14 protein-coding genes and 1 tRNA gene are annotated in these 12,828 nt (G+C 56.9%); 5 read left to right on the forward strand and 10 right to left on the reverse strand.

Translation table 11 applies throughout. From position 1 onward, the window contains the following. The first annotated feature begins 163 nt into the window (after positions 1-163). Both hrcA and HPC62_RS20000 read left to right on the forward strand, forming a co-directional pair. On the forward strand, positions 164-1,258 hold the full coding sequence (gene hrcA / locus HPC62_RS19995; protein ID WP_172358215.1) for a heat-inducible transcriptional repressor HrcA: 1,095 nt from the start codon (positions 164-166) through the stop codon (positions 1,256-1,258). A 27-nt stretch (positions 1,259-1,285) separates the two neighbouring features. Beyond that, positions 1,286-2,020 (forward strand): proteasome-type protease, encoded by a 735-nt coding sequence (locus tag HPC62_RS20000; protein ID WP_172358216.1) that lies wholly within the window; start codon positions 1,286-1,288, stop codon positions 2,018-2,020. Between the two features lie 97 nt (positions 2,021-2,117). Here HPC62_RS20000 and ispD read toward each other — a convergent pair whose 3' ends face one another. From ispD to HPC62_RS20015, 3 genes are read right to left on the reverse strand one after another with little or no spacing between them, the layout of a single operon-like run. Further along, positions 2,118-2,816, reverse strand: coding sequence for a 2-C-methyl-D-erythritol 4-phosphate cytidylyltransferase (ispD, locus tag HPC62_RS20005; protein ID WP_172359075.1), 699 nt, complete (start codon positions 2,814-2,816; stop codon positions 2,118-2,120). 13 nt (positions 2,817-2,829) lie between these two features. Then, positions 2,830-3,798 carry an isoaspartyl peptidase/L-asparaginase gene (locus tag HPC62_RS20010; protein ID WP_068507512.1) on the reverse strand — a complete coding sequence of 323 codons (969 nt, stop codon included), beginning with the start codon at positions 3,796-3,798 and terminating at the stop codon, positions 2,830-2,832. A gap of 47 nt (positions 3,799-3,845) precedes the next feature. After that, a complete protein-coding gene (locus tag HPC62_RS20015; RefSeq protein WP_084781995.1) occupies positions 3,846-4,025 on the reverse strand; it encodes a DUF2256 domain-containing protein in 180 nt (59 codons plus the stop codon). Position 4,026: 1 nt separating this feature from the next. Here HPC62_RS20015 and HPC62_RS20020 point away from each other — a divergent pair, with 1 nt between their 5' ends. Beyond that, positions 4,027-4,380 (forward strand): type II toxin-antitoxin system VapC family toxin, encoded by a 354-nt coding sequence (locus HPC62_RS20020; RefSeq protein ID WP_225906818.1) that lies wholly within the window; start codon positions 4,027-4,029, stop codon positions 4,378-4,380. On the opposite strand, the gene HPC62_RS20025 is transcribed toward HPC62_RS20020, so the two are convergent. The 3 genes from HPC62_RS20025 to HPC62_RS20035 form a co-directional block, all read right to left on the reverse strand. Further along, the gene (locus tag HPC62_RS20025) at positions 4,377-4,988 is read right to left on the reverse strand and encodes an adenylate/guanylate cyclase domain-containing protein (RefSeq protein WP_172358217.1); all 612 of its coding nucleotides are present in this window, start codon (positions 4,986-4,988) and stop codon (positions 4,377-4,379) included. The genes HPC62_RS20020 and HPC62_RS20025 overlap by 4 nt on opposite strands. Before the next feature lie 90 nt (positions 4,989-5,078). Continuing rightward, a complete protein-coding gene (locus HPC62_RS20030; protein WP_172358218.1) occupies positions 5,079-5,738 on the reverse strand; it encodes a Uma2 family endonuclease in 660 nt (219 codons plus the stop codon). Positions 5,739-6,120: 382 nt separating this feature from the next. Continuing rightward, positions 6,121-6,744, reverse strand: a complete 624-nt coding sequence (locus HPC62_RS20035) for a ComF family protein (RefSeq protein WP_225906817.1) — start codon at positions 6,742-6,744, stop codon at positions 6,121-6,123. Positions 6,745-7,289: 545 nt separating this feature from the next. On the opposite strand from HPC62_RS20035, the gene infC reads away from it, so the two are divergent. Further along, positions 7,290-7,817 carry a translation initiation factor IF-3 gene (infC, locus tag HPC62_RS20040; RefSeq protein WP_197673295.1) on the forward strand — a complete coding sequence of 176 codons (528 nt, stop codon included), beginning with the start codon at positions 7,290-7,292 and terminating at the stop codon, positions 7,815-7,817. Positions 7,818-8,085: 268 nt separating this feature from the next. Here the strand turns inward: infC and HPC62_RS20045 are convergent, their stop codons facing one another. The 4 genes from HPC62_RS20045 to HPC62_RS20060 form a co-directional block, all read right to left on the reverse strand. Beyond that, on the reverse strand, positions 8,086-8,589 hold the full coding sequence (locus HPC62_RS20045) for a type IV pilin-like G/H family protein (protein WP_205371113.1): 504 nt from the start codon (positions 8,587-8,589) through the stop codon (positions 8,086-8,088). A 268-nt stretch (positions 8,590-8,857) separates the two neighbouring features. Further along, entirely contained in the window at positions 8,858-9,025 is a 168-nt protein-coding gene (locus tag HPC62_RS20050) for a metallothionein (RefSeq protein ID WP_172358220.1), read from the reverse strand. Between the two features lie 161 nt (positions 9,026-9,186). Further along, positions 9,187-11,106, reverse strand: coding sequence for a precorrin-3B C(17)-methyltransferase (cobJ, locus tag HPC62_RS20055; RefSeq protein ID WP_172359078.1), 1,920 nt, complete (start codon positions 11,104-11,106; stop codon positions 9,187-9,189). Positions 11,107-11,228: 122 nt separating this feature from the next. After that, positions 11,229-11,312, reverse strand: a tRNA-Leu gene (locus HPC62_RS20060). Between the two features lie 237 nt (positions 11,313-11,549). On the opposite strand from HPC62_RS20060, the gene HPC62_RS20065 reads away from it, so the two are divergent. Then, complete coding sequence (locus HPC62_RS20065; RefSeq protein WP_172358221.1) at positions 11,550-12,788, forward strand: acetate kinase; 1,239 nt, start codon at positions 11,550-11,552, stop codon at positions 12,786-12,788. Positions 12,789-12,828: the final 40 nt, after the last annotated feature.

Below are 12,828 nucleotides of genomic sequence, written 5' to 3' on the forward strand. Positions count from 1 at the left end.
AGGCAATTTTGTTTTTGTCAGATCTTTGGGGATTCCTTCCCGCTTCTGCCTTTTCTTCTGCGGATCTCTGGCTTAGTATGTCTGGCTACGCATAGACAATCTCGGAGGCGCTAAATTACGATCACATCAATACGTTAAGAAATCCATAAGAAATCAGGCTGAGATGGCTACTCCAGTCAAGCTTAATAATCGCCAGCAGCAGGTACTCAGCGCTACGGTGCGTCAGTATATTGTCACGGCTCGACCCGTTGGCTCTGAGGCGCTGGTGGAAGAATTTAATCCCCGCGTCAGTTCGGCGACGATTCGCAATGTGATGGGCTATCTGGAGCGCGAGGGTCTGCTCTATCAGCCCCACACCTCAGCGGGGCGCGTGCCGTCCGATTCGGGCTATCGGGTGTATGTGGATCAGCTGATGATCCCATCGGAGGAGGCTGCCCGCCGGGTCGATCGCGTGCTGGCGCAACAGCTTGATGCCGAAGGCTGGAGCCTAGAAGCCGTGCTGCATGGCGCAGCGCAGATTCTCTCGACGCTCAGCGGCTATATTGCGCTGGTGACGATGCCCCAAAGCACAGTGGCTCAGGTGCGCCATTTGCAACTGGTGCAGATTGATCCGGGACGGCTGATGCTGATTGTGGTGCTGGATTCTTACAAAACGCAGTCGGTGGTGGTGGATCTGCCCAAAGCGCCTGCCGATTCTGCCCAATCTCCAGATGATCCAGAACTGCTGGAGCGGGAGCTACAGGTTTTGTCGAACTTTTTGAATGCTCATTTAAGGGGGCGATCGCTCGGTGATGTGGCCTCGCTGGACTGGTCAGAATTGGGGCGCGAGTTTGAGCAATATGCCAACGTGCTGCGGGGGTCGCTGGCAGACTTGGAGCGGCGCACCCAGTCGCCCGTGTCTACCCAAATTTTCATCAGCGGTGTAGCTGAGGTGCTGCGGCGACATCCGGAGTTTTCCGAACTACACCAGGTGCAGACGATTTTGCATGTGCTGGAAGCAGAGCAAGACCAGCTCTGGCCGCTGATTTTTGAGGCTGATTCGGAGGGGGGCGATCGCCGCGTGATGGTTCGCATCGGTTCCGAAAACCCGCTAGAACCGATGCGCGGCTGCACGCTGATTTCCACCACCTACCATCGGGGCAGTGTGCCCGTCGGTAGTTTGGGAATGCTGGGCCCGACGCGCATGATGTACGAAAATGCGATCGCCCTGCTGGAAACCACAGCGGACTACCTTTCTGATACGCTGAGTCAGTCCTAGTGTTTTAGCTTCAACATTTCTTACCCCATGACCTACTGCCTCGGCATTGTCACCCAATCCGGCTTTGTGGTGGCAGCAGATTCGCGTACAAACGCAGGCGTGGACTACATTTCCACCTATCAGAAGCTGTTCGATTTTTCGGAACCCGGACAGCGGGTGATTTTGCTCTGCACCTCTGGCAACCTGGCCATTACCCAAGCCGTGGTGAATATGCTCAACCGCGACCTGAAACTGGGCGAGTGCGAGAGCTTCCACACACTGCCCACGCTGTATGATGCGGCCTGCTATGTGGGCGAAAAAATTCGACATATTCAGGAGCGAGAACGCCCTTGGCTGGAGCGCGACAAGATCGACTTTTCCTGCAACTGCCTGCTAGCAGGACAGTTTCAGGGCGAGCCGCCAGAGCTTTATCTCATCTATCGCCAGGGCAACTGCATCCAGGCCACGCCTGAAACCCCGTTTTTGCAAATTGGTGAAACGAAGTATGGCAAGCCGATTCTGGATCGCATCCTAAGCTACGACACCAGCGTAGAAGACGCGGCCAAGTGTGCGCTGCTGTCGATCGATTCCACTATGAAGTCGAATATTTCCGTCGGCCCGCCGATCGATTTGGTGATGTATCGGACAGATTCTTTTAAGGTTGGCGATCGCCTCCGGCTAGGGCAAGACGATCCCTATCTGGTAGAAATCCGCAAGCAGTGGGAGATTTCGCTGCGTCAGGCGTTTGACCAGATGCCGCCGATCGAGTGGATGGGGCTGTAAATTTTGCGGCAGGTCTGTGCGTAACCCTGGAAATGCTGAAAGCGGTGTTACGGCGCAAGTGGCGATAGTAGCTGTTGTAGGCTGGAGTAACTTAAGTTCAGGAAGTGGCAGACTTTTGGCGATCGCGCAGGATAAATTCGGCGATCGCCAGATCCACCGGAGTCGTCACCTTCAGGTTCGTCTCTTCGCCCTGCACAATCCGCACCGCCAGTCCGCAGTGTTCAAATAGCGCCGCGTCGTCGGTCACTTCCCAACCCATCTCACGACCCGTCTCGTGGCAGCGTTTCAGCGTTTCCACATCAAACCCCTGGGGCGTTTGGGCGGCCCAGAGTTGACTGCGATCGGGTGTAGACTGGATAATTTCGGTTCCCGGCGCAACGATCTTGATCGTGTCTTTGACGGGAATCGCAGCGATTAGACCCGCGCAGTGCAGCAGCGCCTCGCTGCATCGATCAAACAATTCCGGCGTAGCCAAACACCGCGCCCCGTCGTGTATCAGCACCCGCTCCGCAACGGCAGGAAGCTCTTGTAAGCCGTTATAGACTGACTCTTGCCGGGTTTTGCCACCAGGAATCAGGCGCACCGTCCGCCCCATGCCCAGCCCTGCGGCAATGTCCCGAAAGTCTTGCCACTCTTCGGGCTGGGCGACGATGCCGATCCAGTGAATCGACGGCGCAGCTTTAGCCGCCAGCAGCGTCCAGGCAATGATCGGTTTGCCAAACAGCGGCAGCAGCAGCTTGTTTCGGCTTGCGCCCATGCGTTTGCCAGAGCCAGCGGCAGGAATCAGCAGATACACCAGCCACCTCCTGCTAGGCGTGGGCAGGCGACGCGATGCCACCCGTCACCATCTCTTCGGGCAGATCGAGCGTATCACCCATGCGCGTGCCGTCATGATAGGCCGCCAGCAGGGTAGGGCAGGTCTTGCCCCAGGCGATCGCCCCCGTGCGGTCTAGCCCAATGGCCCCAAAATCGCGCCGATTTTGCTCCGCCTCGATAAACGACCGCTCAAAGGCTTGCAGCAGCGTTTGCCCATCAATCACGCGCACCACGATCCGCGCCGCCAGACACTCGTCGATAATGTCTTCGCCAATGCCCGTACAGCTTACAGCCGCGTGGTGGGTGGCGTAGTTGCCCGCTGGCATCGCGGAATCGCTGACCCGCCCAATCCGCTCAAAGCCTTTGCCGCCCGTAGACGTACCCACCGCAAGCTGACCTTCGCCATCCAGCGCCACCACACCAATCGTGCCGCGACCCGCCTCCGACACTAGCTCTTTCTCGGCCACCACGCCCGCCATTTCTTTAGAAAAATTATGGTCGCGCTCCTGAATCCATTCCTTCAGGCGAATTTCCGTCAGCGGGTCGTAGGACGGCACGCCCAGTTCCCGCATCAGTTCCAGGGAACCATAGTCGGATAAAACGCGATCGCTCCCATCCTGCAAAAACAGCGCCAAATCAATCGGGTGCTGCACCCGCGAAGTGTTGATCACGCCGCTAAACCGCTGTGCCGAGCCATTCATCAGCGATGCGCTCATGCGAATTTGCCCGTCCGATTGCAGCACCGACCCCGTACCCGCGTTGAACCTGGGATCGTCCTCTAGCATCTGGCAGCCACGCACCACTGCTGCTTGGGCACTCGCTCCCGCCAGCAGCATTCCATACACTTCTTCGATCACCCGGTAAAGCGACAGCCGCACGGCATCCGCCCCACCCTTACTCCGGAGCGAACTGCCCGCCCCGCCATGAATGATTAGCTTGGGTTGAACCTGACCCATCAGCATAGAAAGCCCTTCTCCAGTAGTCCACAGTGAATGAAGCCCGCAAAACGCTACTGCCGACGCTGCGGCGTTTCGTCATCCCCCGATTTCGCCTGAGCGCGACGACGACGGCAGCGTTCGGAGCAATACTTGACCTCATCCCAGCAATCTTCCCACTTTTTGCGCCATGTAAATGGCCGCTGGCATACCGGACAGAGTTTGCTGGGCAGGTCGGATTTGGAGCGAGGCATTTTGAAGGATGGTTTAAGGTTAAGAAAGGATGGTTTAAGGTTAAGAAATGAATTATGGTTCTCCGTCACCAGTGTTTGGGAAATGGCTGTTAAGGTTTCCATCGGCAAGCTGCTGCTACCAGAGCCTGTTGGTGATTATGTCTCTACACGCATGACTCAGCTTGGAGCAAGGTCATTAGAAATTACAGCCGCCCATGCGGTGCAGGCATCCATGCTGCCGCTTCATCATTGTGATCCGTTTGACCGAATGCTGATTGCCCAAGCACAGCTAGAAGACCTGATGCTGGTTAGTGCAGATTCGATGTTTCAACAATACGAAGTTGCTTTAGTCTGGGCAGCGGTGGCAAGGGATTAGGGATTTGGGGTGAGGCGATAGACCTGGAGCGTGAGGTTGGAGATGGTCATTGCGGTGGGTGGAGAAACGGGCAGGTGTTCTCTGGGGCGCTCGGTGCAGAGTTGGTGAACGGCGGCTTCGGTGAGCAGCACCTCATCGGTTTCTGCCAGGTCTTCGCCTAGCTTGGAAGCGAGGTTCATCTCTTCGCCGTAGACATCTTGATAGCACGACCCATCGGAGATCATGATCAGGTCGCCGTAGCCAATGCCAATGCTGACGTGTTTGTTAATCAGGGCAAGCTGGCGCATCATTTCACGAGACGCGGCGATCGCCCTCTCCACACTGGGGAACACCGCATATACATTATCCGCCTCTAGCTTAAACGGGCTGCCCTGGTGTGCTTCCACAATCGGCGCAACAATGCCACGCATCCGCTCAATTTCAGCCAGCGCGGCAATAATACCCTGCTCCTGCGACAAGCGCGAAAACCCAGAAGAATCCAGCACCAAAATCGCGTGGGTTTCCATAAACCGGGCGCGAATCTGGGCATCGATGTCAGCCGCGCGATCAGGGTATTGGTTGCGGGCTTGCAAAAGTCGCTCTAGCTCTACTTCAGTATCGGTGGACATAGTATTCAGTGAAGTATTCAGTGAACATTGGGTGAATGAGAAGGGTGGACGACGAGCAATTCTCTCAGATGGGCGACCGTCTTGCAGCCTTTATTCGTCTAGCAACTCGCCAAACCGCTGGCGATAGCGTTCCAGTTGTTCCTCTGGGGTTAGATACCGTCTTCCCTGTTCGCTATACCAATACAGCGCTTCCCGCACGACCGTTCCATCCTGGTAAGGGCTGCGGCCTATTCCCAACCCCACCTCCGGCATCCAGTAGGGTTCACCAATTTGCAACTGGTAAGCGCCGTCCTGCAATTTATACACCTCAAACGGCTGGTGCTGGTCGCGTCGCCAGTATTGGGGGTTATAGATGACGTAATACAACACGCCCAGCCGGGCATAGGTCGCCATTTTCGCATCGTATTCTCCACCTGGAGTCAGCGACACCACCTCCAGCGCCAGCATCGGGACAACGCCTGCCTCTTCCCACACCACATAGCTTTTGCGAGATTCCCCCGCTTTATGGCGTTCCACGCCGAGGCTGAGAAACCCGTCCGGCACGACGGGTACCAGCGGCGAAACCCCCGTCGTGTGGTAGATCCCCATGTCTACCCCAAAGAACCAGTCGTTCCGCTCTGCCCAAATGAACTTGAGCAAAAACAGCAGGATATTGGGAATGAGATTCTGATCTTCGTTATCCACGGGCGTATCGTCTGAGCAGGGCAGCTCAGCGCTTGAAGGTAGGTGGAGCCAGCGATCAGTCACCATTGCGGCAGCTCACGGGAATTCAAAGGATTCGTCTATTTTATTGCAGGGGTTAGAGGTCAGGTTCAGGAGGAAAAGTGAGCCTGGATCTCGACTGATCTCATCTCTCTTACATAACAAGGCTACCCATGAAATGATGGAAAGTCTTACATCGCGTTGAGTTGGCTGTCCAAACTCTAAAAAATTGTCAAATTGTCAAAAATTGTCAAATCGCCAATATTTCCAGAACTGCTGGAAACCTTGCAAACGCTTGACTGTCCAACCAAAATCGCAAATCCAAAATCGCACAGGACTTACGCACTTGCGATAAGTTTGCTGGGTTTTGGGCGATTTCTCGCGGGCTGCGCCCGCGAGAAATCGCCCAACTGCGTAAGTCCTATCGATATCAGTCGTCGCCAAATCGCGGAGAAGCCAGCGCCACCAGCCCATACACGCGAATGCCTCGTGCTTCCAGGCAGGCAGCAGCGTTCCGCGCCGTGGCTCCGGTGGTGTAGATATCGTCGAGCAGCAGCACCGGGCGGCGGGGCGATCGCCCAAAAGCAGGGCCCACCTGAAACGCACCAGCCACATTTTGCGATCGCTCCTCCACGCTCAGCCCAAACTGTGGGGTCGTCGCCCGCACGCGCACCAGCCCGCGACGCTCCAGCGGCAGCCGGGTGATCTGACAAAAGGATGCAGCCAGCAGTTCTGCTTGGTTAAACCCGCGCTGCTTTTGCTTGTCGGCGTGCATTGGAATCGGCACCACGATCAGCGGCGTTTTTCCATGTACGGAATGCAGCCAGGCGCGACCCATTGCGTGACCGAGCGGCCGCGCCAGTTCGGGATGGTTGTTGTATTTCAGCGTGGCGATCGCCTGCTTGAGCGTGCCCTGATACTTGCCCCAGGAAAACACAGGCAGCGGCGGCCGCCATTCGGTTGTGGGCTGAGGTATTTGGCAGTGCGTCAGGCGGCGATCGCAGTCAATGCACAACGGAGGCGCGGGCGATCGCCCATCTGTGCGTCCGCACATCGGACAACAGGGCTGCAAAACCAAATTCAACAAGGGCTGGAGCAAATTCATTCATCCGTCTCAGCAAAAATCGCGGGAATCAAAAGCATTCAGGCTCAACCAAGAGTTCAGACCCAACTCAGACCCAACTATGACAGGACTTACGCACTTGCAATAAGCTCTTTGGATTTTGGACAATTTCTCGCGGGCGCAGTCTACGAGAAATTGTCCAACTACGTCAGTCCTAAATGATTCCTCCATTTAGAATTCCCGCTGGGCGGATCCAGAACCTTGCCCAACCTAAAGACTTTGCAAACAGAAATTTGTCGAGCCTAGGGGATGCGTTATGCTAGTAATCCCTCCATAGAGAAAACGAGTCGGCAGTGGGCCAGCCGCAATGTAGCAGCAGACTTCTTTTTGCAATGAATTGCAAGTTGCAACGAATTGCAACGATTTAGTCAGTGACAATTAATAAATTTCTGGTTCCACCCCAAGCCGCCCGACTTACTATGAGGATGTCCACCTTTAGCTGATGAGTCGATAGCATCTTTAAAATTCACTTGCCCATGGCGCTGAACAAACCCACTCGCGATTTGCCCACGATTAACGAACGCATTCGTTTCCCAAAAATTCGAGTCATTGACACCGATGGCGGTCAGTTGGGGATTATGACCCCCCGCGACGCGCTCAAGCTGGCCGAAGAAAAAGAGCTTGACTTAGTGATGCTGAGCGACAAAGCCGACCCGCCCGTGTGTCGGATTATGGACTATGGCAAGTTCAAGTTTGAGCAGGAAAAAAAGGCACGCGAGGCCCGCAAAAAGCAGCACACGTCCGACGTGAAAGAGCTGAAGATGCGCTATAAGATTGAAGAACACGACTATCGTGTGTGCGTCAATCGGGCAGAGCGCTTTTTGCAATCGGGCGACAAGGTAAAGGCAACGATTCGCTTTCAGGGTCGGGAGATTCAGCATAAGGATCTCGCAGAAACGCTGCTCAAGAAGTTGGCAACCGATTTACAAACCGTTGCCGAGGTGCAGCAAGAACCCAAGCAGGAAGGCCGCAACATGACCATGCTGCTGTCTCCCAAGAAATAGCGCCCCGCTGCTTGCTGCGGCTTTTGAACACCTAGACTGGCTACCGCCTAGCCCCCCCCTGTATGGCTAGTGTCTCTATGGCTAGCACCTGTACAGGGGGGTTTAGCGTTGGAACAAGCGCCTTGAAACAGGAGGGATGGGTTAACCCGTTCTCCTCAGGGGCACTATGAATGAGATGGCTGGAAGCCCTGTAACGCTCGACTAGCAATCCAAAATCGCCAATCTAAAATCGCTAATCCAGAATCGATCCAGTCCTCCGGCCCCAGCCTTATGATCCTGCACAGGTCGGGCTGGCCAAGTCGGGCATTTCACCCGGCGGCCCTTCACAAATACTGGAGACGGTGTTGGCGTTTCCGTCTAGGTCAGGCATGAGCCACACTTTACCTGCAAATCCCCGCGCCTGGCCAACGGGTAGGGCCAGGGTGATGGCTTTGGATGCCATGCCGCTACCGTTGGGTGCAGAGCTATATATGTAGTTTTTGGAATTGGAAATACTCAGTTCCAATTGTGAGAGCGTGGCAAACGCGCTTTTTTCCAGGAAATAGGCTTGCTGCGCCCGATTGATCGAGCCGACGTAGGTGCGGGCCTCAGCATGGCGGGCATTGTTGACCTGGCTGACAAACGAGGGCAGGGCGATCGCCGACAAGATGCCAGCAATGACCAAAACAACCAGCAGCTCGATCAGCGTGAACCCCGAATCCTGCGGGCGATCGCCCGTTATGCCAGCGCGAAACAGCAAATAGCAGAGTTTCATATGTCGTTCAGGCTTCATAAGCGACCCTGGAGAGTTTGTCACCACGACAGTTCAATCTCCGGGAAAACTCGGTTTTTAGCCGGACGAAATTTACAGAAACCTGCTTTTCTTTACTAAAGCTTTAAAACTCTCTCTAGAGCGAATCCGGTTCTTGACCGCGGCTTGCCCCTCTCGCTCTAACGTAAAGCCGCCGCACAGCAGCCTGCACGACGGTTTCCGCAAATATTCGGATGCAGCGAGTTAGCAACCCCAAGCCTCAGAAAACTTAGCTCAGGGCAAGCTCAGCCTAGCAGCCGCAGCCCGCGTGGCCACAGTCGCCATGCCCGTTGGGGTGTCCATCGGCACAGGCTTCGCTGCAATAATACTTGCCGTCTTTTTGAATGGCCTCTTCCAGGCTGACGATGCACAGGCAAGATTCACAGGCACATTTCATTTGAGTCACAGTTGTAGTCATGACCGGGTTTCTCCTTTCGTCAAATAATCAGTCAACTTATCAAACGAGGTTTTGCGATTGAGCGAGGGCAGTGTCCCTGCGCGTCTCTAAAAACAAGAATAACATATGAACAGGTATTCAGATATTTTCTGAAAAACTTGAGGCGATCGCCCAAGGCGCTTTCAGGTTCCCTTCTCAAAGCCCAAATAGCCTCGTGGGGTGATCATCCAGCCTTCATGGAAGCGGGTGCTTTGGTTGCCGATGACGACGGTAGTGAGCATGTCGATGGGGCAGTCGAGCAGTTGCCCCAGGGTGGTCAGCGTAATCTGTTCTTCATTGCGATAGGCGGCGCGAACCAGGGCCACAGGCGTATCGACGGCGCGATGGTCTAGAAAAATGCGCTGGGCGATCGCAATTTGCTCTGTCCGCGTTTGCGATTTGGGATTGTATAGCGCGGTCACAAAATCGGCCGCGGCCGCCGCTGCCAGTCGCCGCTCGATGACGGGCCAGGGCGTAAGCAGGTCGCTGAGGCTGATGGCGCAAAAGTCGTGCATCAGCGGCGCACCCACCCGCGATGCCGCCGCCTGCAAGGCCGAAATGCCAGGAAACACCTGAACTGCGGGCGTTTGGCCGTCCCAGCCCTGGGCCTGGAGTTGTTCCAGCACTAGCCCCGCCATGCCATAGATGCCGCAGTCGCCAGAGGAAATGACCGCCACCGTCAGCCCCCACTGGGCCAGGGCGATCGCCCGCTCGGCCCGCTGTCGCTCCTGAGTAATGGGCAGCGCCTCAACGATTTGCCCCGGATGCAGCAGCGCCGCCACCAGGTTCATATACAGCGAATAGCCAATCACCACATCGGCAGAGGCGATCGCCGCCTGGGCCGCAGGCGTGATTTGCTCCAGTCGTCCCGGCCCCGTGCCCACCAGCCACAGCCTTCCAATGCGCCCGGTATATTCCTGCTCTGCCTGGGCCACGGCAATGGTCACTGCGCCGGGATGGTCGGGGAGGCGGAAGATTTGCTTGGAAACACGAAGGGGGGCAAAGGTTTGGGGTTGGCGGTCACGCTGGCACGTCCGGCTGGCCGCCAGAATCGCGGCGGCTTCGGCGACGCTGGGCGTGCCCACTTCCGACTCGACGACGGCGGAAGGGGTGGGGACGGGGACGGCGCGGAGGGTTTCGGCAGAGAAAGTGAGCAGGGGGAGATGGCGATCGCCACAAAATTCCAGCAGTCCCGCTTCATCTGCCTTGAGGTCGAGGCTGGCCAGGCCGGCGATCGCCCCCTCTGCCAGGTGATGCCGCCGCAGCGTATCAGCAACGGCAGCTTCGATCACCCCTCGCGGCGTACCCCGTTCGCAGCCCATGCCCACCCACAGCACGCGGGGATGCCACTGCACCTTGGGACAGTCAGAGGGAACCTCTGCCCCATCCGCAAAGCGCCGCTGAATTGGGCTAATCCATACGCGGGCGGCGGGTTTAGGCAGATTTGGCTGCGCCGCTGTCGGGTCGTCCCAGCCAAAGACAAAGGGATGATCGGGCGGCAAATGGTCTTGCCACAGCGTTGACCCGGCTTCCTGAATCACCTGCACAGGCTGCTGACGAGCGATCGCCCCACTCACCCCCGTCCAGTCGCCGCTGCCCTTGCGCCAGCCAAACGGTTCCCCCAGCACATCGATTCCCGGCAGAGCCAGGGCATTGGCCCCGCCCGTCAGAATGGGGGTGGCATTGAGCCGGAGGGCGATCGCCCGCGCCAGCCAATCGGCCCCGCCCTGATGCCCCCCGCACAGGCTGATCACCCCCTTGCCCGCGCCATCCACCACCAGCACCGCCGGGTCAGTCATCTTATCTTGCAGCAGCGGGCCAATCAGCCGCACCACCGCCCCCGTCGCCAGCCCAAACACCAAAGCCCGATGCGTTTGCCAGAGCGTGTTGACCAATTCCCGCAGCGTGGTTTGGTACACCTCACAGGGCAACTCGTCCGTCGCTAGGTCTGCCGGAACCCAGAGCGTCACCTCACCGCCCTCTGCCAGTGCTCGCAGCGATTTCACAGCAAGGGGAGTGGGGGCGATCGCCGCAATCGGCTGAAAGTCTTGAAATAGCAAAATTCTAAAACCCTAGAGAAGAGGGAAGAGGGAAGAACGAAGAGGGAAGAACGAAGAACGAAGAACGAAGACTGGAGTTCTCTCGCTTTTTTTCTTTCTTCTTTTTTCTCTCTTCTTTCTTTAAATGGGGGTAGTGGGACTTGAACCCACACGACTGTTAAGGTCAACGGATTTTAAGTCCGCAGCGTCTACCATTCCGCCATACCCCCGACTGTTAGGCCGCACCCAATGAGTAAAGCTTCGCAAGAATCCTGCGAATGCGTTCTATCTATTCTATGACGCGATGCTCCGGCAGGGTCAGAAAATCACTGCCCCGCAATTTCCTGATTCCTATTCCCTGCCCAAAACTTTCCAGAGATGACATCTCCCATACCTTGAGGTCTGGGCACTTTCCGGCAAACTGAGGGTGAGCGCTGTTGCCTCCTGTCCTCTCAATGCAAGTGGCTATGAAAATTTTGGTCATGAACGCTGGCTCCAGCAGCCAAAAGTCCTGCCTGTACGAATTGCCGGAGGCGGCGCTGCCAGAGCATCCGCCAGAGCCGCTGTGGGAAGCGCAAATCGACCTGACCCATGCCGAAGGCGTGGCAGAAATTAAGGTGAAAACGGCGGCCGGCGTGAAAAAAACGGAGAGTTATCCCACCTCGTCGCGGGTTGAGGCCACTCATCACCTGCTGGAAACCCTGTGGACAGGGGATACAAGAGTGATCGATCGCCCCGGTGAAATTGACATGGTGGGGCATCGCGTCGTGCATGGCGGAGAGGACTATCGGGCTAGCGTGTTTGTAACGGCGGAGGTGAAAGCGGCGATCGCCCGCCTAGCCAAGTTTGCCCCCGTACACAACCCGGTCAATCTAGAAGGGATTGAAACCCTGGAGCAAATTTTGGGCAGCAGCGTCCCCCAGGTTGCCGTATTCGACACGGCCTTTCACAGCACGCTGCCGCCTGCGGCCTACGTCTATCCGGGGCCCTATGCATGGCTAGAACAGGGCATCCGGCGCTACGGCTTTCACGGCACCAGTCACGGCTATTGCGCTCAGCGGGCAGCCCAACTGCTGGGACGGCCGCTGGCTGATCTGCGGCTGATGATCTGCCATTTGGGAAACGGCGCATCGCTGTCGGCGGTAAGCCACGGCCAGTGTGTAGATACCACAATGGGCTTTACGCCGCTGGAGGGGCTGATGATGGGCAGCCGTTCGGGTTCGGTCGATCCGGGCATTTTGCTGTACCTCATCCGCGACCTGGGCTATACGCCGGATCAGGTAGACACTATGCTAAACCGGGAGTCGGGGCTGGAGGGCGTGTCGGGCGTGTCGAACGATATGCGGCTTGTGCTGGAGGCGATCGCCCAGGGCAACGAGCGGGCGAAGCTCGCAATCGATGTCTACGTTCACCGCCTGCGGTCGCTCATGGGCAGTATGCTAGCGAGTCTGGGCGGGCTGGAGGCGATCGTGTTCACGGCTGGTGTCGGCGAAAACGCGCCCAACATCTGGCAAGCCGCCTGCGAACCGTTCCAATTTCTGGGACTGCGGCTCGACCCTGCCAAGCTCAGCCGCAACCCCGACGATCAGGACATCGCCGCTGCTGATTCCACAGTGCGCGTGCTGATTATCCACACTCAGGAAGATTGGGCGATCGCCCAAGACTGTTGGCACCTGTCGAAAACACTCGTCGGCGTAGAAAATTAACAACCTGGGCGTATTTGCTAACTTTTATTAAGTCCTTTAA

The organism is Thermoleptolyngbya sichuanensis A183 (assembly GCF_013177315.1).
Taxonomy (GTDB): Bacteria; Cyanobacteriota; Cyanobacteriia; order Elainellales; family Elainellaceae; genus Thermoleptolyngbya; species Thermoleptolyngbya sichuanensis.